Source organism: Streptomyces sp. SID12501, from assembly GCF_010550245.1.
GTDB lineage: Bacteria > Actinomycetota > Actinomycetes > Streptomycetales > Streptomycetaceae > Streptomyces.
In genome coordinates, this window is the sequence record NZ_JAAGLU010000006.1 from 21,426 (window position 1) to 46,197 (window position 24,772).

General features: G+C 70.4%; 22 protein-coding genes. 9 read left to right on the forward strand and 13 right to left on the reverse strand.

Annotated features, from left to right (window positions below; translation table 11 throughout):
* Positions 1-35: 35 nt before the first annotated feature.
* The gene (locus G3I71_RS08270) at positions 36-863 is read right to left on the reverse strand and encodes a creatininase family protein (RefSeq protein ID WP_164313288.1); all 828 of its coding nucleotides are present in this window, start codon (positions 861-863) and stop codon (positions 36-38) included.
* Between the two features lie 38 nt (positions 864-901).
* On the opposite strand from G3I71_RS08270, the gene ribA reads away from it, so the two are divergent.
* The 5 genes from ribA (at position 902) to G3I71_RS08295 (ending at position 6,266) form a co-directional block, all read left to right on the forward strand.
* Positions 902-1,558: a GTP cyclohydrolase II gene (gene ribA, locus G3I71_RS08275; RefSeq protein WP_164313289.1), complete on the forward strand. Its 657-nt coding sequence runs from the start codon at positions 902-904 to the stop codon at positions 1,556-1,558.
* Positions 1,559-1,659: 101 nt separating this feature from the next.
* The gene (locus tag G3I71_RS08280) at positions 1,660-2,640 is read left to right on the forward strand and encodes an ornithine cyclodeaminase family protein (protein ID WP_164313290.1); all 981 of its coding nucleotides are present in this window, start codon (positions 1,660-1,662) and stop codon (positions 2,638-2,640) included.
* 172 nt (positions 2,641-2,812) lie between these two features.
* Entirely contained in the window at positions 2,813-3,961 is a 1,149-nt protein-coding gene (locus G3I71_RS08285; protein WP_164313291.1) for an FAD-binding oxidoreductase, read from the forward strand.
* Positions 3,958-5,064 (forward strand): saccharopine dehydrogenase, encoded by a 1,107-nt coding sequence (locus tag G3I71_RS08290; protein ID WP_164313292.1) that lies wholly within the window; start codon positions 3,958-3,960, stop codon positions 5,062-5,064. The genes G3I71_RS08285 and G3I71_RS08290 overlap by 4 nt, the downstream gene beginning before the upstream one ends.
* Positions 5,061-6,266, forward strand: a complete 1,206-nt coding sequence (locus G3I71_RS08295; RefSeq protein ID WP_164313293.1) for a saccharopine dehydrogenase family protein — start codon at positions 5,061-5,063, stop codon at positions 6,264-6,266. Before G3I71_RS08290 ends, G3I71_RS08295 begins: the two co-directional genes overlap by 4 nt.
* A gap of 56 nt (positions 6,267-6,322) precedes the next feature.
* On the opposite strand, the gene G3I71_RS08300 is transcribed toward G3I71_RS08295, so the two are convergent.
* Genes G3I71_RS08300 through G3I71_RS08310 form a run of 3 tightly spaced genes read right to left on the reverse strand, consistent with a single transcriptional unit; the run spans position 6,323 to position 9,573 of the window.
* Complete coding sequence (locus G3I71_RS08300; RefSeq protein ID WP_164313294.1) at positions 6,323-7,549, reverse strand: serine hydrolase; 1,227 nt, start codon at positions 7,547-7,549, stop codon at positions 6,323-6,325.
* A 54-nt stretch (positions 7,550-7,603) separates the two neighbouring features.
* Positions 7,604-8,986 carry an MFS transporter gene (locus G3I71_RS08305; protein ID WP_164313295.1) on the reverse strand — a complete coding sequence of 461 codons (1,383 nt, stop codon included), beginning with the start codon at positions 8,984-8,986 and terminating at the stop codon, positions 7,604-7,606.
* Positions 8,983-9,573 carry a TetR/AcrR family transcriptional regulator gene (locus G3I71_RS08310; protein WP_164313296.1) on the reverse strand — a complete coding sequence of 197 codons (591 nt, stop codon included), beginning with the start codon at positions 9,571-9,573 and terminating at the stop codon, positions 8,983-8,985. Before G3I71_RS08310 ends, G3I71_RS08305 begins: the two co-directional genes overlap by 4 nt.
* 67 nt (positions 9,574-9,640) lie before the next feature.
* Here G3I71_RS08310 and G3I71_RS08315 point away from each other — a divergent pair, with 67 nt between their 5' ends.
* Together G3I71_RS08315 and G3I71_RS08320 are read left to right on the forward strand one after the other, a co-directional pair.
* Positions 9,641-10,078 (forward strand): PPOX class F420-dependent oxidoreductase, encoded by a 438-nt coding sequence (locus G3I71_RS08315; protein WP_164313297.1) that lies wholly within the window; start codon positions 9,641-9,643, stop codon positions 10,076-10,078.
* A 14-nt stretch (positions 10,079-10,092) separates the two neighbouring features.
* Positions 10,093-11,325, forward strand: a complete 1,233-nt coding sequence (locus G3I71_RS08320; RefSeq protein WP_203729701.1) for a hypothetical protein — start codon at positions 10,093-10,095, stop codon at positions 11,323-11,325.
* Here the strand turns inward: G3I71_RS08320 and G3I71_RS08325 are convergent.
* Both G3I71_RS08325 and G3I71_RS08330 read right to left on the reverse strand, forming a co-directional pair.
* Positions 11,234-12,607: an MFS transporter gene (locus G3I71_RS08325; protein WP_343242888.1), complete on the reverse strand. Its 1,374-nt coding sequence runs from the start codon at positions 12,605-12,607 to the stop codon at positions 11,234-11,236. The genes G3I71_RS08320 and G3I71_RS08325 overlap by 92 nt on opposite strands.
* A 225-nt stretch (positions 12,608-12,832) precedes the next feature.
* Positions 12,833-13,495 carry a TetR family transcriptional regulator gene (locus G3I71_RS08330; protein WP_164313298.1) on the reverse strand — a complete coding sequence of 221 codons (663 nt, stop codon included), beginning with the start codon at positions 13,493-13,495 and terminating at the stop codon, positions 12,833-12,835.
* Positions 13,496-13,641: 146 nt separating this feature from the next.
* Between G3I71_RS08330 and G3I71_RS08335 the strand changes: the two genes are divergently transcribed.
* Together G3I71_RS08335 and G3I71_RS08340 are read left to right on the forward strand one after the other, a co-directional pair.
* Entirely contained in the window at positions 13,642-14,526 is an 885-nt protein-coding gene (locus G3I71_RS08335; RefSeq protein WP_164313299.1) for a shikimate dehydrogenase, read from the forward strand.
* 41 nt (positions 14,527-14,567) lie between these two features.
* The gene (locus G3I71_RS08340) at positions 14,568-16,370 is read left to right on the forward strand and encodes a sugar phosphate isomerase/epimerase and 4-hydroxyphenylpyruvate domain-containing protein (RefSeq protein WP_164313300.1); all 1,803 of its coding nucleotides are present in this window, start codon (positions 14,568-14,570) and stop codon (positions 16,368-16,370) included.
* A gap of 23 nt (positions 16,371-16,393) precedes the next feature.
* On the opposite strand, the gene G3I71_RS08345 is transcribed toward G3I71_RS08340, so the two are convergent.
* From G3I71_RS08345 to tal, 7 genes are all read right to left on the reverse strand, one after another.
* Positions 16,394-17,863 carry a membrane-associated oxidoreductase gene (locus tag G3I71_RS08345; RefSeq protein ID WP_164313301.1) on the reverse strand — a complete coding sequence of 490 codons (1,470 nt, stop codon included), beginning with the start codon at positions 17,861-17,863 and terminating at the stop codon, positions 16,394-16,396.
* A gap of 101 nt (positions 17,864-17,964) precedes the next feature.
* Entirely contained in the window at positions 17,965-18,564 is a 600-nt protein-coding gene (locus G3I71_RS08350) for a histidine phosphatase family protein (protein WP_164313302.1), read from the reverse strand.
* A gap of 6 nt (positions 18,565-18,570) precedes the next feature.
* The gene (gene gnd, locus G3I71_RS08355; protein ID WP_164313303.1) at positions 18,571-19,449 is read right to left on the reverse strand and encodes a phosphogluconate dehydrogenase (NAD(+)-dependent, decarboxylating); all 879 of its coding nucleotides are present in this window, start codon (positions 19,447-19,449) and stop codon (positions 18,571-18,573) included.
* A gap of 1 nt (position 19,450) precedes the next feature.
* On the reverse strand, positions 19,451-21,112 hold the full coding sequence (gene pgi / locus G3I71_RS08360; protein ID WP_164313304.1) for a glucose-6-phosphate isomerase: 1,662 nt from the start codon (positions 21,110-21,112) through the stop codon (positions 19,451-19,453).
* Positions 21,105-22,040 (reverse strand): glucose-6-phosphate dehydrogenase assembly protein OpcA, encoded by a 936-nt coding sequence (gene opcA, locus G3I71_RS08365; protein WP_164313305.1) that lies wholly within the window; start codon positions 22,038-22,040, stop codon positions 21,105-21,107. Before opcA ends, pgi begins: the two co-directional genes overlap by 8 nt.
* Positions 22,037-23,599 (reverse strand): glucose-6-phosphate dehydrogenase, encoded by a 1,563-nt coding sequence (gene zwf / locus G3I71_RS08370; RefSeq protein ID WP_164313306.1) that lies wholly within the window; start codon positions 23,597-23,599, stop codon positions 22,037-22,039. Before zwf ends, opcA begins: the two co-directional genes overlap by 4 nt.
* Entirely contained in the window at positions 23,596-24,753 is a 1,158-nt protein-coding gene (gene tal / locus G3I71_RS08375) for a transaldolase (RefSeq protein ID WP_164313307.1), read from the reverse strand. Before tal ends, zwf begins: the two co-directional genes overlap by 4 nt.
* Positions 24,754-24,772 lie beyond the last annotated feature (19 nt).

Genomic DNA, 24,772 nt, shown 5'->3' on the forward strand with positions numbered 1-24,772 from the left:
GCCGCCCTGCCCGGCGCGGTCGTCCTGGTCGTCCGCTACTTCTGGTCGCCGACGCCGCCGGCATCGGCAGCAGCCCCGGCAACGGCATCGGCATCGGCATCGGTGAGCATCGAGAAATACGCTCCGAAGGACTCGGCGAAGCTCGCCAGCAACGCCCTCCCCTTTTCGGCGGAGCCCAGCGAGGGGCGGCCGATGACACCGGAATCGGTGTAACCGGCCATACCGAGGGTGAGGAGATGCCGGCGGTCGTCGGCGACGAAATCAGCGGTTTCATAACCGGGACGGAGCAATTCGGGATGAGCGTGCAGCAGGATGGAGGTCTCGATTTCCCCCGCGTGCATGTCGGTGAGCAGCGAAGTCACCACTCCGGCCCGCTCGCGCGCCGTCTCCCAGTCCTCCCCGGCCGGGAACAGCGCCATGCGCTCACCGCGCGCGGAGGATTCCTGAACGACGTTGCCCAGTACGTAGTTTCCGCCGTGTCCGTTGACGATCACCAGGGCGTCCACGCCCGAGCGGCGCAGCGAATCGGCGATGTCCCGGACTACCGCGTGAAGGGTCACGGAGGAGATGCTGACGGTTCCCGGCCAGGCGGCGTGCTCGTGCGAGCACGCGATGGTCACCGGCGGAAGGAGGTGCACCGGGTATGCGGATGCGATCTCCCGGGCAATGGCACAGGCGACCAGGGTGTCGGTCGTCAATGGAAGGAAGGGACCATGTTGTTCGAAGCTCCCGACCGGAAGAACGGCTACCTGCGTTGAGACGCCGGCGGCTCGTGTCCGTACGTCTTCCGTAGTGTCCACCGGCAACAGGCCGCCGGTCGGCAACGCTACGGACGCCGTCGGCCGTATTCCCGAATCATCCATGTTCTCCCGGCCTTTCGTCTCTGCTTAGGAACCAGATCATGACAGAAAAAATTGGCGTACTCGGCAAAGCCTCCCAGGCCTCGGGAGTCGAACGCGTGGTGAATGCGCCGTTGCCCACCGTGTACGGCGATTTCCAGGCGGTCGGATACATGGACCACGATCGCGGTGACGAGCAAGTGGCGCTGGTCTACGGTGAGATCGCCGAGGACGACGTTCTCACCAGGCTGCATTCCGAATGCCTGACCGGCGACGCCTTCGGCTCCCAGCACTGCGAATGCGGTGATCAGCTCGACTCCGCGCTGCGCGCGATAGTCGCCGAGGGAAGCGGCATTCTCGTCTACCTCAGAGGGCATGAGGGCCGGGGCATAGGTCTGCTGGCCAAGCTGCGCGCGATGCAGCTCCAGGCGGAGGGCCTGGACACCGTCGAGGCGAACCTCGCGCAGGGTCTGCCGGTGGACTCCCGCGACTACGGCGTCGCGGCGGAGATCCTCCACGACCTCGGTGTCCGTTCGGTGCGCCTGATGTCCAACAACCCGCGCAAGCGCGAGGCGTTGCTCCGCCACGGCATAAAGATCGCGGAGGACGTGCCGCTGCTGATCCCGCCGTGCGAGAACAACATCACCTATCTGCGGACAAAGCGCGAGCGTCTCGACCACGTCCTGCCGCACCTGGACGCGGTGGCGCACTGGTCCTGACCTGACCGGGAGACCCGGCCGGGAGCCCCGAACAGGGGGCGCGCGTCACTCTGACGCGCGCGGGGGGTGCCAGAAGGCCCGATTCCGGAAAGGAAGAGGGAATGACCGATGACGTCCTCTTCCTCTCCCGGGACCAGGTGACGACCCTCCTCGACCCCGACACGGCGATCGCCTCGCAGCGCGCGGCGTTCGGCGCGCTGGGCGCGGGTGGCGCGCGTACGCCTGATCTGCCCGGGAAGATCATGCATCCCAGCCGCTTCGACGACAGTGTCGTCTTCGCGTACGTCTCCCGGCTGTCCCGGGACACCGGCGCGGTGGCGAAGTTCGGCAGCGTCAACCCCGGCAACGCGGCGGCCGGCCTGCCGACCGTGCACGCCGTCATCACGGCCCTCGACCCGGTGACGGGCGAACTCGTCGCAGTCATGGACGGCACGGCGGTCACCACCCTGCGCACGGCCGCCGCCAGCGCGGTGGCCTTCGACGCGTTGTCCACCGCGGACAGCGCCGAACTGGCCCTGATCGGCTCGGGCACCCAGGCACTCGCCCACGCGCGGGCCGTCGCCCGGGTACGTGATCTGAAGTCCGTACGGGTGTGGAGTCCGAGCCCGGAGCGGCGCGCGCGGGCGGCGGAGCTGCTCGCAGCCGAACTCGGCATCGCCGCCGAGGCGACCGGCACACCCCGGGAAGCGGTGACCGGGGCATCCCTGGTCGCGGCCTGCACCCTCAGCACCACCCCCGTCGTGCGCGGCGCATGGCTCGCGCCGGGGTGCACGGTGGTCAGTGTGGGCTCGTTCGAGCCGACCCGCAGTGAGGTCGACGCCGGAGTGGTTCGGCGGGCGGCAGCCGTCGTCGTCGACGACCCGGAGACCGCGGCGGAGCACGCGGGACCGGTGGTCGACGCGCTGCGGGACCGACTGCTGACCCGCGCGGACCTGATCGGGCTCGGCGACGTCCTCACGGGCGTGCGGACGGCCCGCACCGGCCCGGACGACATCGTCTACTACAACAGCGTGGGGCTCGGCGTGCAGGACGCTGCTGCGGCCTGGGCCGTCATCCACGCGGCACGCGGGGAGGGCCGATGAGCTCCTCGCGGCACGCGGGCGTGGTCATGATCGGTGTTGGGGAGACGGGACCTGGCACGCGGACAGCCTGTACAGGCTCTGCCGACACCGTCTTCCACAACAGTGTCGGGCTCGACGTGGAGGACGCTGTTGCGCCCTGGGCCGTCATCCACACGGCAAGCGGGGAGGGGCGATGACCGTGACGCGGGCCGACGCGGTCGTGGTCGGTGGTGGGGTGATGGGCACGAGCATCGCCTACCAGCTGGCCCGGGCGGGTGTACGGGACGTGGTCCTCGTCGAGCGTGACGAACTGGCCTCCGGCTCCACCTCGCGGGCGGCCGGCGGGGTCCGGGCGCAGTTCTCCGACGAGCTCAACATCCAGCTCGGGGCGCGGAGCCTGGAGGCGTTCGGGCGGTTCGGGGAGGAGATCGGGCACGACATCGGACTGCACCGGGTCGGCTATCTCTTCCTCCTCTCCACACCCGAGGACGTCGCGTCCTTCGAGGCGGGGGTGGCCCTGCAGAACGGCCTGGGCGTACCCAGCCGGATGCTCACCCCGGCCGAGGCACACCGCCTCTCCCCGCTGATCAGCACGGACGGCCTGCTGGCGGCGGCCTACTCGCCCGACGACGGCCACTGCACGCCGGAAGCGGTGGTCCACGGCTACGCCGCCGCCGCCCGGCGCCACGGCGCGACCGTCCTGCGCCACACCGAGGTCACCGGCATCGAACGCGACGGCGACACCATCACGGCCGTGGTCACGGACAAGGGCCGGATCGCCACCGACACCGTGATCTGCGCGGCCGGCGCCTGGTCACGGGCGGTCGGCGCGATGGCGGGAGTGGAGCTGCCCGTGGACCCCCTGCGCCGCCAGATCGCGGTCACCGAACCGGTCCCCGGACTGCCGCCGACGCTCCCCATGACCATCGACTTCAGCAGCAGCCTCTACTTCCACACCGAGGGACCCGGCCTGCTCCTCGGCATGTCCGACCCCGACGAGACGACCGGCTTCGCCACCGACACCCACGACCGCTGGATCCCGCGGCTGTACGAGGCGATGGAACACCGGGCGCCCGCCCTGCTCGACCTGCGCCGCACCGGCGGCTGGGCGGGCCTGTACGAGATCACCCCGGACCACAACGCCCTGATAGGCGAGGCGAGTTCACCCTCCCGCTTCCTCTACGCGACAGGGTTCTCCGGCCACGGTTTCCTCCAGGGACCGGCGGTCGGTGAGGTGGTCCGCGACCTCTACCTCGGCCGCGTACCCTTCGTCGACATCAGCCCCTTGAGCGCCGGCCGTTTCGCGGCCGATGCCCTGCGCCCGGAGGTCAACCTCGTATGACCGAGCTCCACTTGTGGCTGCGCCACGAGACCCGTACGACCGAACGCCGCACACCCGTCGTCCCGTCCGACGCCCGGCTCCTCGTCGAGCAGGGGGTACGCCTGACCGTCGAGGAGTCCCCACAGCGGATCTTCCCGACCGATGAGTACGAGGCGGTCGGCTGCGGCGCTGCCGACGCCGGGTCCTGGGTCTCCGCTCCCTCCGACGCGGTGGTCGTCGGCCTCAAGGAACTCCCCGACCAGCCGGGCGAGTTGCGCCACCGGCACATCTACTTCGGGCACGCCTACAAGGGCCAGCCGGGCGCGGCCGAGCTGCTGGGCCGCTTCGTCGCCGGGGGCGGGGCGCTGCTGGACCTGGAGTACCTGGCGGACGACCAGGGGCGCAGGCTGGCCGCCTTCGGCTACTGGGCCGGATATCTGGGGGCGGCCCTCGCCGTGCTCCAGCACCGGGGCAGGCTGGCGACTCCGCTGGTTCCGACCACCAAGGATGCGCTGGAGGCCGAACTCCGGTCACCCGGGACACGGTTGAGCGCGCTGGTGATCGGCGCCCTGGGCCGCAGTGGCCGGGGTGCGAGGGTCGCGCTCGACGAGGCCGGGGTCGACCCCACCTGCTGGGACCTGGCCGAGACGCGGAATCTGGACCGACCGGCCCTGCTGGCCCACGAGTTGCTGGTCAACACCGTCCTCACCACGAGCCCGGTACCGCCCTTCCTGACGGACCAGGACGTCGACACCCCGGGTCGCCGCCTTCGTACCCTCTCGGACGTCACCGTCGACGTCGGCTCGCCCATGAACCTCCTCCCCGTGTACGACACCGCCACCACCTGGGACGACCCCGTGCGCAGGCTGCGGGACGAGCCGCCGCTCGACCTGATCGCCATCGACAACCTGCCGTCCCTGCTGCCCCGCGAGGCGAGCGCGGACTTCTCGGCCGACCTGGTCCTTCAGCTCCTCGACTTCGAGGTGGGCGGCCCTGGCGGTCCCTGGGGGCGCTGTCTGGAACGGTTCGACGAGACATGCCGTGAACTCGGTCTGGTGAAGGACGAGTCGGGAACTCCGGGAAGTCCGGGAAGTCCGGGAAACGAAGGGGGAGTGGGCGCATGACCGACAGGGTTCCCGCGAGCGGCACCGTCCACTGGATCGGCGCGGGTCTGTCCACGGGCGGCGGACTGGCCGCGCTGTGCGACAGCGACGCCGTGCGCCACGTACGGGTGTGGCACCGCACGGAGGGTCGCGCGGCCGGGGCGCTGGCGCACCTGGGTCTCACCGGCCGGGCCGAACCCCGCGCGTACAGCCTCCCCGCGCTCACGGCCGAACTGGCGCCCGGAGACGTGGTCGTCTCCATGCTCCCTGCGCCCGAGCACGCCCCGCTGCTGGCGGTCTGTGTGCGGGGCGGGGCCCACTTCGCGTGCTCGAGCTATGTGTCGGAGGCGGTACTCGAGCACGTCCCGGCGGCCGAGGCTGCCGGGCTGGTCGTCCTCACCGAGTGCGGGCTCGACCCGGGCATCGACCACCTCTTCGCGCACAGCCTGGTCACCCGCGCCGAGCACGCGATCGGCGCCGGCACACCGGCCTCGTACCGCCTCACGTCGTACTGCGGAGGCATCCCCGCGGTGCCCAACGACTTCAGGTACCGGTTCAGCTGGGCGCCCGCCGGAGTCCTCAACGCCCTTCGCTCCCAAGCCCGTTACATCGAGGAGGGCGCCGAGACCGTCGCCGAGAGGCCTTGGGAGGTCACGCGACCGCACGGAATCGACGGTGAGACCTTCGAGGTGTACCCGAACCGGGACAGCGTGCCGTTCGTCGAGCAGTACGAGCTGCCGACGGCCTGGAAGGCGCGGACCTTCGTCCGGGGCACCCTGCGCCTGGACGGCTGGCTCAGCGCCTGGGACTCCGTCTTCGAGGAGCTGAAGGGCGGCGACGACGAGCGGATCGGCGCCCTGGCAAGGGAGTTGGCGGCGCGCTACCCGACGACCCACGCCGACCGCGACCGAGTGGTCCTCGCCGTCTCCCTGGACGTGGAGGTGGACGTGGAAGTAGACGTGAACGCGGAGGGGGAGGCGGGCAGTGATTCCGGGCGGCGGCGGAACTGGTCCGGCCGCTATCTCCTCGACCTGGAGGGCGATGCGGCCGAGAGTGCGATGGCCCGCTGTGTCTCCCGCACGCTGGCCCTGGGCGTCCGCCACATTCTCGACGGTTCGCTGCCACCCGGCCTGAGCCGCGCAGCCGAGACGGCGCGGCGTTCGGAGGACTGGCTGAGTGAACTCGGCGGGGAGGGAATGGAGTTCAGGCTCACCGTCGGCTGACGGCGGCACGCTCCCCGCCAACTACTTGTTACCTGTTACCCGTTACCTGTCAACCGCTACTCGGTGACGACCGCCTCGTGCACCAGACGCTTGAGGTCCTGCCAGTACGACTGACTCGTCCTGTGTCGTACCTGGGTCATGAACTGCACGGTCAGATCACGGCTCGGGTCGACCCAGAACGTCGTCGTCGCCACCCCGCTCCAGCCGTACGTGCCGAGGCCGGCCGGTGCCTGGGCGCGGTCCGGGTCGATCACCACCGAGACCCCGAGGCCGAAACCGACGCCCGCGTTGCCGGGTTCGTCGTGGGGACGGGCGCCGAAGGTCCGCAGATCGGCGCCGCCCGGAAGGTGGTTGGAGGTCATCAGGGCCACCGTCCCGGACGACAGGATGCGCACGCCGTCGAGTTCGCCGCCCCGGCGCAGCATCTCCATGAACCGGTGGTAGTCGTGGGCGCTCGCGACGATACCGCCGCTGCCGGACAGGAACCGGGGTCGGCTCTTCAGGGGCAGGCCGAGGATCGGCTCGATGCCGCCGTCCTCGGTCTCCCCGTACAACTCGGACAGCCGGGCCACCTGTTCGCCGTTCACGCAGAAACCGGCGTCCGTCATGCCGAGCGGACGGAAGACCCGCTCGGCGATGAACTCGTCCAGCGGCTTCCCGGACGCCACCTCGATGACCCGGCCCAGGATGTTCGTGGCGACCGAGTAGTTCCACTGGGTGCCCGGCTCGAACTGGAGCGGCAGCCCCGCGTACACCGAACACGTCTGGGCCAGGGTCGAGCCCGGCACCACCGACGACTCCAGGTTGGCGGCGCGGTACAGGGCGTCGACGGGGTGCGAGTGGTAGAAGGCGAAGGTGAAGCCCGCCGTGTGGGTCATCAGGTGCCGGATCAGGAGAGGCTGGGCGGGCCGGGTGCTGAGGTCGCTCCCGGAACCGCTCACATGCACCTGCGGGTCGGCGAACTCCGGCAGGAAGCGGGAGACGGGGTCCGTGAGCGCGAGCCTGCCCTCCTCCAGCAGGATCAGCGCGGCGACCGAGGTGACCGGCTTGCTCATGGAGTAGATCCGCCACAGCGTGTCGGCCTCGACCGGAAGGCCGGCCGCCCGGTCGCGCCGGCCGTGTGTGGTGAGGTGTGCGACGCGGCCGGCGCGGGCCACGGACACGAGGAAGCCCGGCAGCCGTCCCTCGTCGACACAGTGGGCGAAGTGCTGGTCGAGGCGGTCCAGCGCCTTCACGTCCAGTCCGACCTCGCCCGGGTCGACCTCTTGTCGCAGCTGTGCCATCGTTCCCCTCCGGTCGCTTGAAGTGCCGTCCTGTCATACCCCGACAGGATCACCTCAGGCCTCAGACCCCCCATGGTGACGCAGGGACCCCGCAGGCGTCGCCCGCAGGTCACCCGGGTCCGGCAGTTTCAGGGCGGCCAGTACACCTACGAGTGCTATACCCGCCAGTACGGGCAACGACATCCGAAGCCCGTCGGTGACGGCGGCGAGCGTGGCCGCGGTGGCCACCCCGAGGACCGGTCCGACGTTCATCGCGGTCTGCTGCAACCCGCCCGCCACCCCCGCGGACTCGGCTGCCGCATGCCGTACGACGACGGCCGTCGCGGTCACCATCACGGTGCCGAAACCCGCTCCGAGCAGTAGGAATCCACCGCCGAACGTCTCGGTCCCGGACGCCCGGAACAGCACGAGCACCCCGAGCGCGAGCAGCAGCAGCGCGACGACGGTCGTACGCCGGGCCCCGTACCGACGCAGGAGTACGGCGGCAGACGGGGCCCCCAGCACCATCGCCACACCGCCGGGCAGCGCGGTCAGACCGGTGCGCAACGGGTCCATGCCCAGCTCGTCCTGGAGCACAAAACTGGCCACGAAGAGTGTGCCGAACATCGCAGCCGACGCGGCCACGAGAATGCCCAGCGCGGCGCCCACGACCCCTGATCCGAGCATGCCGGGCGGCAGCAGCGGGTCGGCGGTGCGCCGCTCGTGGCGTACGAGGACGAAGCCCGCGCCCGCCGCCGTGAGCAGCCCGAGGACGGCCGGGGCACTCCAGCCGTGCTCCGGGACGTCGACGAGGGTGTGCACGAGGCAGGCGAGGGTCAGCGCGAGCAGGGCGGCGCCGGGGAGGTCGAGCCGCCTGTGTCCGGCCGCGGGGGACCGGCGTGGGCCGGGAGTGCGGACGAGCAACGCCAGTACGCCCAGCACCAGCGCCGGTACGACATTGAGGAAGAACACCGCGCGCCAGCCCAGGTGGGTCACCAGGACGCCACCCACCAGCGGACCGGCCGCCGCGGCCACCCCGATCGCACTGGTCCGCAACGCGATCGGCATCCCCAGCCGGTCGGGCGGGAACGCGGCCCGCAGCATCCCGAGCGTGGCGGGTTGCAGCAGCGCGCCGAAGACGCCCTGGAGGACCCGCAGCCCGATCACCCACCCCACCCCGGACGCGAACCCGATACCCGCCGACACCGCCCCGAAGCCCAACACCCCGATGGCGAAGAGCCGTTGGTGCCCGTACCGGTCCCCGAGCCGCCCGGCGAACACCAGCAGACTCGCCACCGCGATGAGATACCCGGTGCTCGTCCACTGGACCTCGGCGAAGGAGGCGTGCAGATCCCGTTGCAGGGCGGGCTGCGCCATGGTCAGTACGGTGCCGTCGAGAGCGACGACCACCGCCCCGATCACGCTGCTCGCGAGGGCGATCCGACGATGTGCGGTCACCGCTCCTCCGGTCCGAGGTGCGCGTCGAGGGCCGTACGCAGCAGGGGCGCGAAGTCGTCGGCGCCCGTGGTGAGCTGGAGGCTGCCCCAGGCCCACAGCTGGGCGATGCCGTAGAGGTTCGCCAGCAGCGCTCCTGCGACGAGCCGGGCGTCGGCGTCCGGCCGGGCCTGCCCGACGAGGTCCACCAGCAGGGCGAAGACAGGCAGGCTGGCCTCGCGCAGACCCAACTTGTTGCTCTCCAGCAGGTCGTGACGGAACATCAGCTCGTGCATGCCCCGGTTGGCGAGCGCGAAGTCGAGGTACGCGCGCCCGAGTACGGCGATCCGTGCCCGGGGTCCCGCCGTACCGGGCCCGATCTCCTCGATCGCCTGCGATCCCCTGGCCGCCAGCTCGGTGAAGCCACGGCGCGCGATGGCGGACAGCAGCTCCAGATGGGTCGGGAAGTAGCGGCGCGGGGCGCCGTGCGAGACGCCGGCGCGGCGGGCGATCTCCCGGAGGGAGAGCGCGTGGACGCCCTCCGCGGTCACCAGCTCGACGCCGACATCGATGAGCCGGGTACGCAACGACAACGAGTCACTCATAGACACTGTCTACCAAACTTGGTAGACAGTGTCTACTGGAATGAAAGGCCGGTGGCGTGCTGTTGCACGGGACATGACTCAGGACGACGCGCAGGACCCGCTCCTCAAGCTGCTCTCCGAGTACGACGGCGGAGTGCTGACGACCATCAAGGCCGACGGCCGCCCCCAGCTCTCGAACGTCAACCACGTCTATGACCCCGACGAACGCACCGTCCGCGTCTCCATCACGGACTCCCGCGCCAAGACCCGCAACCTGCGCCGGGACCCGCGGGTCTCCTACCACGTGACCAGCGGCGACCGCTGGGCGTACACCGTGGTCGAGGGCGTGGCCGACCTGACACCCGTGGCCGCGGACCCGCACGACGAAACCGTCGAGGAGCTGGTCCGGCTCTACCGTGCCGTGCGGGGCGAGCACCCCGACTGGGACGACTACCGCGCGGTCATGGTCCGGGACCGGCGGCTCGTGCTGCGGATCAGGGTGGAGAGGGCGTACGGCATGCCGCGCCGATAGGTGAACCAAGGTGGGTGACTGTCCGTCAGGAAGCCCTGGAGTCCCTGGGCAAGGAGGCCACCCGCGACTTCGACGGCCGCCCCCGGCCGGCCCTCCTGCACGGCCCGGAAGGCATCGGCACCAGCACCCTCGCCATCCACTGGGCCTGGCGGCAACAGGCCCGCTTCCCCGACGGACAGCTCTACGCGGATCTGCGCACCCTCGGCCCCGAGGCCGCCCTCGCAACCCTCCTGCGCCAACTCGGCCTGCCGGACGAGGAAGTACCGCCCGCTGCCGCCGACCGCGCAGACCTCCTCCGGCGCTGCCTCGCCGACCGGCGTCTGCTCCTCGTCCTGGACCACGCCCAGTCGGCGGGCCGGGTAAGGGCGTTGCTCACTTCGGCGCCGGGCGTCGTCACCCTGGTCGTCGCCCGGCAACCGCCGGCGGGCCTGGACGCGCTACGAGTCCCGGTCGGTCCCCTGGCACGCAAGGACGCCGTTCGGCTGCTCACCGACCTGGTCGGCAAACCCGCGATCGGTGCGGCCCGCGCCACCCTGCCCGGTGTCCTCGACCGCTGTGCCGGCTCGCCGTACGCCCTACGGGCAGCGGCACCCCGCCTGACCATTGCCCCCTCCGCGACCACCACAGAGAGCCCCGCCGGTGATCGCGCCCCGGACGCGGTGGGCGCCGCCACCGAGGACTCCTACCGGCTGCTGACCCTCGACGCCGCCCGCCTCTACCGCCTGGCTGGGCTGCACGCCTGGCCCGCCTCGACACCGCCGCGGCGGCCCGCGCCGCCGGCCTCGCCGAGCCCGAGGCTGCCCGGCTCCTCGAAGAGCTCGCCGACGCGCTGCTCCTCGAACACGCGGACTCCGGCCGTTACCGCCCCGCCGTACGCGCCCACGCCGAGCGCACCGCTGCCGCCACCGACGGCATCGCCGCGTGCTCTGCGGCCGTCACCCGTACCGTCGATCACTATCTGCACCTGGCGGTGGGCGCCGCGCGGGCCGCACTCCCGGAGAGCCGGCGCGTCCCGGCCGGAACCTCGCCGATCTCGTACGGCGACCGGGGCAGGGCCGTCGCCGCCCTCGCCGCCGAGGCGCAGAACCGCGTTCCCGGAACGCCGAGTCCCCGAACAGCCTGTGGCTGCCGGGGACTTGGGAAGGAGGGAACGGCTCAGGCCGACACGGCTTCCCGCTTCGACACGTTCTCGGCGCCACGCTCACCGAGCCGCTCCGTCGGCACCCGGTGTGTCTCACGTGCTGTGATCGCGGCCAGCACCGGCGGGATGCACAGGGCCGAGGTGAACAGGGCGACGGAGAACCAGTCGTCCCCGTCCGGACCGGCGATCTCCGCGGCGAAGGTCACCGCGAAACCCGCGACGGCGAAGCCGATCTGCGTGCCGATCGCCATGCCCGACAGACGTACCCGGGTCGTGAACATCTCGCCGTAGAAGGAGGGCCAGGTGCCGTTCGCGGCGCTGTAGACCACGCCGAAGGTGACGATACCGAGGACCATGATCAGCGGGTACGAACCCGTGGAGATCGCCCACAGGTAGACGAACATCATGACCCCGCTGCCGGCGGCGCCCGCCAGGAACACCGGGCGGCGGCCGATCCGGTCGGACAGCGTGGCCCAGAGCGGAATCGCGGCCAGCGCGACCAGGTTGGCGAGCGCGGCCACCCACAGCATCGACGAGCGGTTCATGCCCACCGAGTCGCTGGTCGCGTACGCCAGCGCCCAGACCGTGAAGATCGTGGAGACGGAGGCCACCAACGCGCCCGCGATCACCCGCAGTACGTCCGCCCAGTGCTCGCGCAGCAGGATCAGCAGCGGCAGCTTCACGACACCCTCGGCGGCGGCCTGCTCGGCGAAGGCCGGGGTCTCCTCCAGCTTGCGGCGGATGACGTAGCCGACGACGGCGACCGCGATGCTCAGCCAGAACGGCACCCGCCAGCCCCAGGACAGGAGTTGGTCCTCGGGCATCGCCGCGATCGGGATGAAGACCAGCGTGGCGAGGAGCTGGCCGCCCTGGGTGCCGCTCAGGGTGAAGCTGGTGAAGAAGCCGCGTCGGTCCGGCGGGGCGTGTTCGAGCGTCATGGAGTTGGCGCTCGCCTGCTCACCGGCGGCCGAGATGCCCTGGAGGACGCGGCAGAGCACGAGCAGGACCGGCGCGAGGGCGCCGACCTGGTCGCGGGTGGGCAGGCAGCCGATGAGGAACGTCGACAGGCCCATCAGGATCAGCGTGAAGACCATGATCTTCTTGCGGCCGAGCCGGTCGCCGAAGTGGCCCAGGAAGAGCGCGCCGACCGGGCGGGCGGCATACGCGACGCCGAAGGTGCCCAGTGACAGCAGGGTCGCGGTGGCCGGGTCGGACTCGTCGAAGAAGACCTTCGGGAAGATCAGGGCGGCAGCGCTGCCGTAGATGAAGAAGTCGTAGTACTCCAGGGCGCTCCCGATCCAGGCGGCCGTGGCGGCCTTCTTCGGCTGGCCCCCGGGTGGGGCGCCCAGGGGTGCTGCGGGGTCGTGGGATGCGACGGAATCCGCCACGGCGTGCTCCTTCGAGGGAACTCCAACGTGCGTGGAGTGAGCGGAGGGGAGGGAGAAGTGCCGGATCCCTGGGGTGACGGGACGGCCGGGCCGGGAGCTACCCGGTTAATTAACCCACTGGATAGTTAGTAGCGGTTGGCTACGGATGTTGCGCCCACGTTTCCCGGGTGTCAAGAGGTCGCGGCGGAGGATCTTGCCCTTCACGGGCGGGCGCGGTCGCCTCGTTCAGGCCGTACGGTCCGCCGTCAGATAGGCGATGACCATGTCGCCGAGCATCGCCCGGTAGTGCTCCCGCTGGTCGGGGGCCGTCAGGTCGCGGCCGAACAGCGCGCCGAAGGTGTGCCGGTTGGCCACCCGGAAGAAACAGAAGGAGCTGATCATGGCGTGCAGGTCCACGGCGTCCACGTCGGCTGTGAACAGACCCGACTTGCGGCCCGACTCCAGGATCCGGTGGATCACCTCCAGTGCGGGCGAGCCGATCCGCCCGAGCTGTTCGGAGGCGGCGATGTGCTCGGCCTCGTGGATGTTCTCGATGCTCACCAGGCGGATGAAGTCGGGGTGCGCCTCATGGTGGTCGAAGGTGAGCTCCGCGAGGCGCCGGATGGCCGCGACCGGGTCCAGATGCTCGACGTCGAGGTCCTGTTCGGCCTGCCGGATCACGGAGTACGCGCGCTCCAGGACGGCCGTGAACAGCTGCTCCTTGCCGCCGAAGTAGTAGTAGATCATCCGCTTGGTGGTGCGGGTGAGTGCGGCGATCTCGTCCACCCGGGCCCCCGCCAGGCCGGCCCGGGCGAACTCCTTGGTGGCCACGTCGAGGATCTCGGCCCTGGTCCGGGCGGCGTCGCGGATGCGCCCGCCTGTGCGTGCCGGTTCTTCGACGCTGGTCATCAGGTTCCTTCGGGCGAGGGGCTGCCGGTCCCGTGATTCTAGAAGGACTCGTGACGCCCCTTCCGAAGCGCTCGTGGGGGCTTCCCCGATGCGCCGTGATGCTGATATAGCTAACGTACTAGTTCGTACATTAGTGGAGGTCGGTCGTGGCCAAGGACTCGTTTCTCGTCGGGCTCATCGGCTCCGGTATCGGCCCGTCGCTGAGCCCCGCGCTGCACCAGCGGGAGGCCGACCGGCAGGGGCTGCGCTATCTGTACCGGCTGATCGACATCGACACGCTGGGTGTCGAGGCGCACGCGGTGGGCGATCTCGTACGGGCCGCCCGTGACCTAGGGTTCGACGGGCTGAACATCACCCACCCGTGCAAGCAGCTCGTCATCGAACACCTCGACGGCCTCGATCCGCAGGCCGAGGCGCTCGGCGCCGTCAACACCGTGGTCTTCGAGGACGGTCGCGCGATCGGCCACAACACGGACGTGACCGGCTTCGCCGCGTCCTTCGCGCGCGGTCTGCCCGATGCCCCGCTGGAACGGGTCGTGCAGCTCGGGGCCGGTGGCGCCGGCGCGGCCGTCGCCCACGCCACGCTCACCCTCGGCGCCGGTCGGGTCACCGTCGTCGACGCGCTGCCCGACCGGGCCGCCGACCTCGCCGCGTCCCTCAACCGGCACTTCGGCGCCGGCCGGGCGACCGCCGCGACGCCCGACCGGCTGGCGGCGCTGATCGGCCGGACCGGCGGCGCCGACGGACTGGTGCACGCGACGCCCACCGGTATGGCCGCCCACCCCGGCCTGCCCCTTCCCGCAGAGCTGCTGCACCCCGGCCTCTGGGTCGCCGAGGTGGTCTACCGCCCGCTGGAGACCGAGTTGCTGCGTACCTCGCGCGCGATCGGCTGCGCCACGCTGGACGGCGGCGGCATGGCCGTCTTCCAGGCCGCGGACGCGTTCCGTCTCTTCACCGGCAGGGAACCCGACACCGCGCGCATGCTGGCCGACATCGCGGAACTGGCGGGCGCGCTCCCGGCACCGAAGTAGACGTAGCGAAGCGGAAGCAAAGAGAAGGCAGAGGTACCGACGTGCGTACGTCCATCGCCACCGTGTCGCTCAGCGGCTCGCTCACCGAGAAGCTCACGGCTGCCTCCCGGGCCGGTTTCGACGGGGTCGAGATCTTCGAGAACGACCTGCTCGCCAGCCCTCTCACCCCCGAGGAGATCCGCGCCCGCTGCGCCGACCTCGGTCTCAGCATCGATCTCTACCAGCCGATGCGTGACATCGAGGCCGTGCCCGAGGACGAGTTCGCCCGCAACCTGCGCCGCGCCCGGCACAAGTTCGAGCTGATGCGGCGGCTCGGCACCGACACCGTCCTCGTCTGCTCCAGCGTCTCCCCGCTCGGCCTCGACGACGACGCTCTGGCCGCCGCCCAGCTGAGCCGACTGGCCGATCTGGCACAGGACTTCGGCGTCCGCGTCGCCTACGAGGCGCTCGCGTGGGGGCGGCACGTCAGTACGTACGACCACGCCTGGAGCATCGTCGAGGCGGCCGGCCATCCCGCGCTCGGCACCTGCCTCGACAGCTTCCACATCCTCTCCCGGGGGTCGGACCCGAAGGGCATCGAGGACATCCCCGGCGAGAAGATCTTCTTCCTCCAGCTGGCCGACGCCCCGTTGCTCGCCATGGACGTGCTGCAGTGGAGCCGCCACTACCGCTGCTTCCCGGGGCAGGGCGGCTTCGACATCGAGGGTCTCCTCCAGCACGTCGTCAGGGCCGGATACGACGGCCCGCTCTCCCTCGAGGTCTTCAACGACGTCTTCCGGCAGGCCGAGGCCGGACCGACCGCGGTGGACGCCCGGCGCTCCCTCCTCGTCCTCCAGGAGAGCATCGGCCTCGCCCCGCTGCCCGAGCCCGTCGTCCCCACCGGCATCGCCTTCGCCGAACTCGTCACCCCCGACGCCGAACCGGTCGCAGCGGTACTCGGCGCGCTCGGCCTCGCCCGTACGGCACGCCACCGCAGCAAGCCCGTCGACCTCTGGGAACACGGCGAGGCCCGCATCCTCGTCAACACCGGACCGGCCGCCCGCCGTGACGGCACCGGACTCGCAGCCGTCGGCCTGGAGTCACCGGATCCGGAAGGTGCCGCCCGCCGGGCCGAGGCCCTCCTGGCGCCGGTCCTGCCCCGCCGCCGCACCCCGGAGGACGCCCCGCTCGACGCGGTGGCCGCCCCCGACGGCACGGAACTCTTCTTCTGCGCCACGGACCGCCCCGAACTCCCCGACTGGCAGACCGACTTCGAACCCCTTGAGTACATCGGGACTGCCGGGGACGCAGGGGGCGGCGTCAATCGTATCGACCACCTGGCCCTCACCCAGCCCTGGCACCACTTCGACGAGGCCGCCCTCTTCCACCGCAGCGTGCTCGGGCTGCACGGCCAGGAGAGCGTCGATGTCGCCGACCCGTACGGGCTCTTCCGCAGCCGGGCCGTCACCAACTCCGATGGCAGCGTACGCATCGCGCTCGCCGTCGGCCCCGCGCCCACCGAGGACGAGACCCGCGCCCAGCACATCGCGCTCGCCACCGACGACGTGATCGCCGCCGCCCGGCGCTTCCGGGCAGCAGGCGGCAGCCTGCTGCCGATGCCCGCGAACTACTACGACGACCTCGCGGCCCGCTATGAGTTCACCGAGGGCGAGTTGGCCACGTACCGCGAACTCGGCATTCTCTACGACCGTGACGCACAGGGCGAGTTCAGGCACTGCTACACGCGGACCGTGGGCCGCGTCTTCTTCGAACTCGTCCAGCGAGACGGCGGCTACCAGGGCTACGGCGCCCAGAACGCACCGGTACGGCTCGCCGCCCAGCACGCGCAACGCCCGCTCCGCTGAGACGAGTTACGGGGCCGACGGACTCACTGCCGGGTGACGCTCCTGCTCACCCCGGCGATGACGGTCGTGGCCAGGATCCAGCCGGTCAGGATGAGGACGTACGACAGGATCTGGTACCCGCCCGTGGGTGCGAAGGCCCCCTCCTGGCCGAAGGAGATCACCGGGAGGAGCAGGTCGAGGGTGAAGAAGACCGGGTTGAACTCCGGTGCCTCGTCGGCCTTGAGCGGGAGCGGGTGGTGCAGGGCGTACGCGATCGAACCGGCGGCCAGCAGCGACAGCAGCCAGACGGCGGCGCGCAGCGGACGGAAACCGTAACCGACGGTGGTGTCCTGGAGATGACCCCACGCCCGGCCCAGCCAGGGCAGGGTGGCCCGGTGCCGGCGCTGCTTGGCGAGCTGGACCCGGCGGGCCGCGCCCTCGTCGCCGCCATGCCGGTAGGCGGCGGCCAACTGCTCGTAGGCGTACGGGACATAGCCGTCGCCGTCGCGTTCCAGCAGGGGCAGGCGGCGATGGGCCGGTTCGTGCGGATTGAGCGCCGTGTAGCTGAGGTTGTTGAAGAGCACCTCGCCCGGTGCGACCTCCGACTCGAAGCCCAGCACGTCGATCCGGGAGCGCCGCAGATGCAGCCGGCCCTCGATCGGTGCGCACCGGTACAGCCACAGCTCACCGATGGTGCAACTGCTGGCCCGCAGGGCCGTACCGCCGGGGTTGGACAGCCGCGCCCGCGTGAAGTCGAGCGAGCCCGCGATACGGGAACCGCGCAGGTCGATGCCGCCCTGGGTACGCAGGTTTCGCGCCCTTACGTCGGCCCGCACTTCGAGGGACCGCGCGCACAGGGCATGGCCGCCCGGGTTGCTCAGTTCGGCGTCGTCCAGGCTGATCGACCCGCCCACCGTGGCCCCGTCGAGGCGTACCTCGCCCCGTACCCGCAGTCCCGGTGCCGCGAAGCCGTCGCCGAGCACGGCCTGATGGAGCTGGAGCACCGGCACGGACGGGTCGGACGCGGTGACCTCGGCTCCGTCCATGAAGAGCGCGCCCGCGATCTCCGCGCCGGCCAGCCGCACCGTCCCCCGCACACGGCAGTCGGTCATGCGCAGCGGACCGTCGATCCGTGTACTCGCGAGGTTGATCGCGGGGAGCACCGATCCGCGCAGGTTCAGTTGGCGCAGCCGGGTGCCGTAGAGGTCGGGCGACTCGTCGAAGTGGCAGTACCGCAGATGGAGCGGGTGGTCCACCACCGCGTACGCGAGCTTCAGTTGCCCTGTGATGCGGGCGCCCGACAGCCGGAGCGTGGGGATCTCGCCGTCCTCGTGCGCGGTGCCGAGCAGCAGAGCCCGCAGCACGGAGGCGCGTACCGTCCGCTCCGGGCCCCAGTCAGGGCCGATGTCCGGATTGTCGGTTCCGGCATCGCCCTCGCGGAAGTCCACGGTCTCGCCCTTGGGAAAGGCCCGCCACACCCGCTCCTCGGCCGCCGTCAGATCGTTGATCTCCATCGGGGCGACTCTGGCGTGCCCCGGACACACATGTCAATCGGGTCCGGGGACAAAGCCCCGGACCCGATCGTCACTTCAGTTGCCCAACCGTGACAGGCGGATCAACTCGCCGGTTTCCAGCGGGAGTTCCACTCCGCGATCACCGGGCGGTCGTGCTCCGTGGAAAGCCTGCTGACCGTGCCCGTGGCGAGCTGGAACAGCCGTCCGGCGGCGGGCGGCAGCCCGAGGTAACGGGCCGTCAGCACGCGCAGGAAGTGCCCGTGTGCCACCAGGATCACGTCACCCTCCGCGAGCGCGTCCTTGATGTGGTCCAGGGCGCGGTCCGCGCGCCTGCCCACCTCCTCGGGCGACTCACCCGGGTGCCCGTCCGGACCGGGCGCCACCCCGTCCGTGAACAGGAACCAGTCGGGCCGCGTGCGCTGGATCTCGGCGGTCGTCACACCCTCGTATCCGCCGTACTCCCACTCGTGCAGGTCCGGATCGGTCAACGCACCGGACAGCCCCGCGAGTTCGGCGGTGCGGACCGCGCGGGTGAGGGGGCTGGTCACTACTCGTGCGAAGGTCCGTCCGGCGAGGAGCGGAGCGAGGGACTTGGCCTGCTCCTCGCCGTGCGGGGTGAGGGGCAGGTCGGTCCAGCTGGTGTGCTGTCCCGACGCGCTCCACTCCGTCTCGCCGTGGCGGACCAGAAGAAGGTCACCCACGGCGTACTACTCCTTGGACTCGACGGCGTGACCGCCGAACTGGTTGCGCAGCGCCGCGATCATCTTCATCTGCGGGGAGTCGTCCTGCCGGGACGCGAACCGCGCGAAGAGGGACGCGGTGATCGCGGGCAGCGGCACGGAGTTGTCGACGGCCGCCTCGACCGTCCACCGGCCCTCGCCGGAGTCCTGCGCGAAACCGCGCAGCCGCTCCAGGTGCTCGTCCTCGTCGAGGGCGTTGACCGCCAGGTCGAGCAGCCAGGAGCGGATGACCGTCCCGTCCTGCCAGGACCGGAAGACCTCGCGCACGTCTGTGACGGAGTCGACCTTCTCCAGCAGCTCCCAGCCCTCTGCGTAGGCCTGCATCATGGCGTACTCGATGCCGTTGTGGACCATCTTCGAGAAGTGCCCGGCGCCCACCTTGCCCGCGTGGACATAGCCGTACGGGCCCTCGGGCTTGAGTGCCTCGAAGATCGGGTGGAGCCGCTCGACGTGGTCCTTGTCGCCGCCGACCATCAGGGCATAGCCGTTCTGGAGCCCCCACACACCGCCCGAGACACCGGCGTCGACGAAGCCGATGCCCTTGGTGCCCAGCTCCTCGGCATGCTTCTCGTCGTCCGTCCAGCGGGAGTTGCCGCCGTCGACGACCGTGTCGTTCGCGTCCAGGAGGCCGCCGAGCTCGTCGACGACGGACTGGGTGGCGGCGCCGGCCGGGACCATCACCCAGAGCACGCGCGGCGCTTCGAGCTTCTCGACCAGCTCGGCGAGGCTGCTCACGTCGGAGACCTCGGGGTTGCGGTCGTAGCCGACGACGGTGTGGCCGGAACGGCGGATGCGCTCGCGCATGTTGCCGCCCATCTTGCCGAGACCGATCAGACCAATCTGCATGTCAGTTCACTTCCTGAGCGTCACGAAGAGTGCGGTACGTGGCCACGAGGGCGGCGGTGGAGGAGTCGAGGCCGGGCACATCGGCCCCTTCGGTGAGCGCGGGCTCGATGCGCCTGGCGAGGACCTTGCCAAGCTCGACGCCCCACTGGTCGAAGGAGTCGATGTTCCAGACGGCGCCCTGTACGAACACCTTGTGCTCGTACAAGGCGATCAACTGGCCCAGCACGGACGGTGTCAGCTCGCGCGCGAGGATGGTGGTCGTCGGGTGGTTGCCCTGGAACGTCTTGTGGGCGACCAGTTCCTCCGGCACTCCTTCGGCCCGCACCTCGTCCGGTGTCTTCCCGAACGCCAGCGCCTGTGTCTGCGCGAAGAAGTTGGCCATCAGCAGGTCGTGCTGGCCCTTGAGTCCGTCGCTCAGTTCCGCGACCGGCTGGGCGAAGCCGATGAAGTCCGCCGGGATCAGCTTCGTCCCCTGGTGGATCAACTGGTAGTAGGCGTGCTGCCCGTTCGTCCCGGGCGTGCCCCACACCACCGGCCCGGTCTGCCACTCGACCGGGTTGCCGTCACGGTCGACCGACTTGCCGTTGGACTCCATGTCCAGCTGCTGAAGGTACGCCGTAAACCTGGACAGGTAGTGGCTGTAGGGCAGTACGGCATGCGACTGGGATTCGAAGAAGTTGCCGTACCAGATACCCAACAGGCCCAGCAGCAAAGGTGCGTTGCTCTCCGCCGGCGCGGTCCGGAAATGGTCGTCGACGAGCGCGAACCCGTCCAGCATCTCCCGGAACCGGTCCGGGCCGATCGCGATCATCAGCGACAGCCCGATCGCCGAGTCGAACGAATACCGCCCGCCGACCCAGTCCCAGAACTCGAACATGTTGTCCGTGTCGATCCCGAAGTCGGCGACCTTCCCGCCGTTCGTCGACAGCGCCACGAAGTGCTTGGCGACCGCCTTGTCGTCGCCGCCCAGACCCGCGAGGAGCCACGAGCGGGCCGAGGTGGCGTTCGTGATCGTCTCGATCGTCGTGAACGTCTTCGACGCGACGATGAACAGCGTCTCCGCCGGGTCCAGGTCGCGGACCGCCTCGTGCAGGTCGGCGCCGTCGACGTTCGACACGAACCGGAACGTCAACTCCCGCGCCGTGAAAGCCCGCAGGGCGTCGTACGCCATCGCCGGACCGAGATCCGAGCCACCGATGCCGATGTTGACGACGTTCTTGATACGCCTGCCCGTGTGACCCGTCCACGCACCCGAGCGCACCCGGTCCGCGAAGCCGGCCATCCGGTCCAGCACCGCGTGCACCGCCGGGACGACGTTCTCGCCGTCGACCTCGATCACCGCGCCGCGCGGCGCCCGCAGCGCGGTGTGCAGCACCGCCCGGTCCTCGGTGATGTTGATGCGGTCCCCGCGGAACATGGCGTCCCGCAGACCGAACACATCGGTGGCGGTGGCGAGTTCCTGGAGGAAGGCGAGGGTCTCGTCCGTGATCAGGTGCTTGGAGTAGTCGATGTGCAGGTCGCCCACCCGCACGACGTACCGCTCCGCGCGCCCCGGATCGGCGGCGAACAGTTCACGCAGCTGCGGATGGAGGAGCGCGTCGGCGCGGTGGTCCTCCAACGCGGTCCACTCGGGGCGCCTGGTGAGCCTGGGGGAGTCAGACATGACTTGAGGTCTCCTTGGTGCCGTCGCCCCGCAGAGCGATGGCGTACATCTCGTCGGCGTCCAGGCGCCGCAGTTCCTCGGCGATGAGTTCGGAGGTGGGCCGCACCTTCAGCGCGAGCGTGCGGGAGGGCTGGCCTGGCAGGGTGAGCGTGGCGAGCGGGCCCTCGGGGCGGTCGATGACGATCTCGCCCTTGTCGGTGCCGAGGCGGACGGCCGTGACGACCGGCCCCGCGGTGACGACGCGGTCCACCTTCACCGACAGGCGAGCGCCGAGCCAGCGGGCCAGCAGTTCGGCGCTCGGGTTCTCGGCCTCGCTCTCGACAGCCGCCGAGATGATCTTCGTACGGGCCTGGTCGAGGGCCGCGGCCAGCATCGAGCGCCACGGGGTGAGGCGCGTCCACGCCAGGTCGGTGTCGCCGGGCGCGTACGAGCGAACCCGGGCCTCCAGTGCGACGAGCGGCTGCTCGACCGCGTACATGTCGGTGATCCGGCGCTGGGCCAGCGCGCCCAGCGGGTCCTTGGCGGGCACCTCGGGGGCGTTCACCGGCCACCAGACGACGACCGGCGCGTCCGGCAGCAGCAGCGGCAGGACGACGGAGTCCGCGTGGTCGGACACCTCGCCGTACGTCCGCAGGATGACCGTCTCGCCGGTGCCGGCGTCGGCGCCCACCCGCACTTCGGCGTTGAGGTGGGACTTGGTGCGGTCGCGCGGGCTGCGGGCGTGCCGCTTGATGACGACCAGGGTGCGCGCGGGGTGCTCGTGCGAGGCATCCTCGGCCGCCTTGATCGAGTCGTAGGCGTTCTCCTCGTCCGTGACGATCACCATCGTCAGGACCATGCCCACGGCAGGGGTGCCGATCGCGCGCCGCCCCTTCACCAGTGCCTTGTTGATCTTGCTTGCCGTGGTGTCGGTGAGGTCGATTTTCATGGCCTGCGCCAGCTCCGTCCGTCTCGTGCGAGCATCTCGTCGGCTTCCTCCGGGCCCCAACTGCCCGAGGAGTACTGCGCGGGCCTGCCGTGCGTGCCCCAGTACTCCTCGATCGGGTCGAGGATCTTCCAGGACTCTTCCACTTCCTGGTGACGGGGGAACAAATTGGCGTCGCCGAGCAGGACGTCCAGGATGAGCCGTTCGTACGCCTCCGGGCTTGACTCCGTGAAGGACTCGCCGTAGGCGAAGTCCATCGTGACGTCCCTGATCTCCATCGAGGTACCCGGGACCTTGGAACCGAAGCGCACGGTCATGCCCTCGTCGGGCTGGACGCGGATCACGATCGCGTTGGCGCCGAGTTCCTCGGTGGCCGTGGAGTCGAACGGGGAGTGCGGGGCGCGCTGGAAGACGACCGCGATCTCCGTGACGCGCCGCCCCAGCCGCTTGCCGGTCCGCAGATAGAAGGGGACGCCCGCCCAGCGGCGGTTGTCGATCTCCAGCTTGACGGCCGCGTACGTGTCGGTGCTGGACTGCGGGTCGATACCCTCCTCTTCGAGGTAGCCGCTGACCTGCTCACCGCCCTGCCAGCCCGCCGCGTACTGCCCGCGCACGGTGTGCTCGCCCAGGTTCTCGGGCAGCTTCACCGACTTCAGGACCTTGAGCTTCTCGGTCAGCAGCGACTCGGCGTCGAAGGCGATCGGCTCCTCCATGGCCGTCAGGGCCATCAGCTGGAGAAGGTGGTTCTGGATCACGTCGCGCGCCGACCCGATGCCGTCGTAGTAGCCGGCCCGGCCGCCGATGCCGATGTCCTCGGCCATCGTGATCTGGACGTGGTCGACGTACGACCGGTTCCAGACGGGCTCGTACATCTGGTTGGCGAAGCGGAGCGCCAGGATGTTCTGGACGGTCTCCTTGCCGAGGTAGTGGTCGATCCGGAAGACCTGCTCCGGGTCGAACACGTCGTGCAGGACCCGGTTCAGCTCACGCGCGCTCTTCAGGTTGTGCCCGAACGGCTTCTCGATCACCCCACGCCGCCAGGAACCCTCCGGCGCGTTCGCCAGCCCGTGCTTCTTCAGCTGCTGGACGACCTTCGGGAAGAACTTCGGCGGTACGGAGAGATAGAAGGCGTAGTTGCCGCTCGTGCCCCGGGACGCGTCCAGCTCCTCGACGGCCGCGCGCAACTGCTTGAACGCCGCGTCGTCGTCGAAGTCGCCGGGGATGAACCGCATGCCCTCGGCGAGCTGCTGCCAGACCTCCTCGCGGAACTCCGTACGGGCGTGGTCGCGCACCGAGTCGTGGACGATCTGAGCGAAGTCCTCGTCCTCCCAGTCCCGGCGGGCGAAACCGACGAGCGAGAAGCCCGGCGGGAGCAGGCCCCGGTTGGCCAGGTCGTAGACGGCCGGCATCAGCTTCTTGCGGGACAGGTCACCGGTCACCCCGAAGATGACCAGCCCGGACGGGCCCGCGATCAGGGGGAGACGGCGGTCGCCGGGATCGCGCAGCGGGTTGTCCCAGTCGCCCTCGGCGACAGCTTCCAGCACGGTTGATTCGGCGCTCATTCCCCGTCAGCTCCCTTGCTGCCCACGCTGTCCAGCGACTTCGTGACGGCGGTCAGCAGGTCGTCCCAGGCGACCGCGAACTTCGCGACGCCCTCGTCCTCCAGCAGCTTCACGACCTCGTCGTACGAGATCCCGAGCCCCTCGACGGCCGCGAGATCGGCGCGGGCCTGGGCGTAGCCGCCGCTCACCGCGTCGCCGTGGATGTCGCCGTGGTCGGCGGTCGCGTCGAGGGTGGCCTCCGGCATCGTGTTGACGGTGCCGGGCGCGACCAGCTCGTCGACGTACAGCGTGTCCTTGTACGCGGGGTCCTTCACGCCGGTCGAGGCCCACAGCGGACGCTGCTTGTTGGCGTGGGCGCCACCGAGGGCGGTCCAGCGGTCACCGCCGAAGACGTCCTCGTACGCCTCGTAGGCGAGTCGCGCGTTGGCCAGCGCCGCCCTGCCCTTGAGGGCGAGGGCCTCGTCCGTGCCGAGCACCGTCAGGCGCTTGTCGATCTCGGAGTCGACGCGGGAGACGAAGAACGAGGCGACCGAGTGGATCGAGGCCAGGTCGATGCCCGCGGCCTGTGCCTTCTCCAGGCCGGCCAGATAGGCGGCCATGACCTCGCGGTAGCGCTCCAGGGAGAAGATCAGCGTGACGTTGACGCTGATCCCGAGGCCGATGACCTCGGTGATCGCGGGCAGGCCCGCCTTCGTCGCCGGGATCTTGATCATCACGTTGGGCCGGTCGACCAGCCAGGCCAGTTGCTTGGCCTCGGCGATCGTCGCCGCGGTCTCATGGGCGAGACGCGGGTCGACCTCGATGGAGACACGGCCGTCCCGGCCGCCCGTGGCGTCGTACACCGGGCGCAGGATGTCGGCGGCGGCCCGTACATCGGCGGTGGTCATCATGCGTACGGCCTCGTCGACCGTGACGCCGCGCACGGCCAGGTCGGCGAGCTGTTCCTCGTACCCCTCGCCGGAGCCGATGGCCGCCTGGAAGATCGACGGGTTGGTGGTCACGCCGACCACGTGATGGGTGTCGATGAGCGCGGCGAGGTTGCCGGAGGCGATGCGCCCCCGGGAGAGGTCGTCCAGCCAGATCGAGACGCCCTCGTCGGAGAGGCGCTCGAGTGTTCCCGCGGTGGCGGTTGTTTCGGTGGTCACTGTGATCATCTTCCTTCTGGCGTGCGGA

What these genes read in the sequence shown, in the direction of transcription:
- zwf (WP_164313306.1), bottom strand. Translation starts at nt 23,599, where the DNA reads ATGAGCGCCGAATCAACCGTGCTGGAAGCTGTCGCCGAGGGCGACTGG.
- G3I71_RS08270 (WP_164313288.1), bottom strand. Translation starts at nt 863, where the DNA reads ATGGATGATTCGGGAATACGGCCGACGGCGTCCGTAGCGTTGCCGACC.
- G3I71_RS08300 (WP_164313294.1), bottom strand. Translation starts at nt 7,549, where the DNA reads ATGGCACAGCTGCGACAAGAGGTCGACCCGGGCGAGGTCGGACTGGAC.
- G3I71_RS08315 (WP_164313297.1), top strand. Translation starts at nt 9,641, where the DNA reads ATGACTCAGGACGACGCGCAGGACCCGCTCCTCAAGCTGCTCTCCGAG.
- G3I71_RS08285 (WP_164313291.1), top strand. Translation starts at nt 2,813, where the DNA reads ATGACCGTGACGCGGGCCGACGCGGTCGTGGTCGGTGGTGGGGTGATG.
- tal (WP_164313307.1), bottom strand. Translation starts at nt 24,753, where the DNA reads ATGATCACAGTGACCACCGAAACAACCGCCACCGCGGGAACACTCGAG.
- gnd (WP_164313303.1), bottom strand. Translation starts at nt 19,449, where the DNA reads ATGCAGATTGGTCTGATCGGTCTCGGCAAGATGGGCGGCAACATGCGC.
- G3I71_RS08345 (WP_164313301.1), bottom strand. Translation starts at nt 17,863, where the DNA reads ATGGAGATCAACGATCTGACGGCGGCCGAGGAGCGGGTGTGGCGGGCC.
- G3I71_RS08330 (WP_164313298.1), bottom strand. Translation starts at nt 13,495, where the DNA reads ATGACCAGCGTCGAAGAACCGGCACGCACAGGCGGGCGCATCCGCGAC.
- G3I71_RS08290 (WP_164313292.1), top strand. Translation starts at nt 3,958, where the DNA reads ATGACCGAGCTCCACTTGTGGCTGCGCCACGAGACCCGTACGACCGAA.
- G3I71_RS08295 (WP_164313293.1), top strand. Translation starts at nt 5,061, where the DNA reads ATGACCGACAGGGTTCCCGCGAGCGGCACCGTCCACTGGATCGGCGCG.
- pgi (WP_164313304.1), bottom strand. Translation starts at nt 21,112, where the DNA reads ATGTCTGACTCCCCCAGGCTCACCAGGCGCCCCGAGTGGACCGCGTTG.
- ribA (WP_164313289.1), top strand. Translation starts at nt 902, where the DNA reads ATGACAGAAAAAATTGGCGTACTCGGCAAAGCCTCCCAGGCCTCGGGA.
- opcA (WP_164313305.1), bottom strand. Translation starts at nt 22,040, where the DNA reads ATGAAAATCGACCTCACCGACACCACGGCAAGCAAGATCAACAAGGCA.
- G3I71_RS08280 (WP_164313290.1), top strand. Translation starts at nt 1,660, where the DNA reads ATGACCGATGACGTCCTCTTCCTCTCCCGGGACCAGGTGACGACCCTC.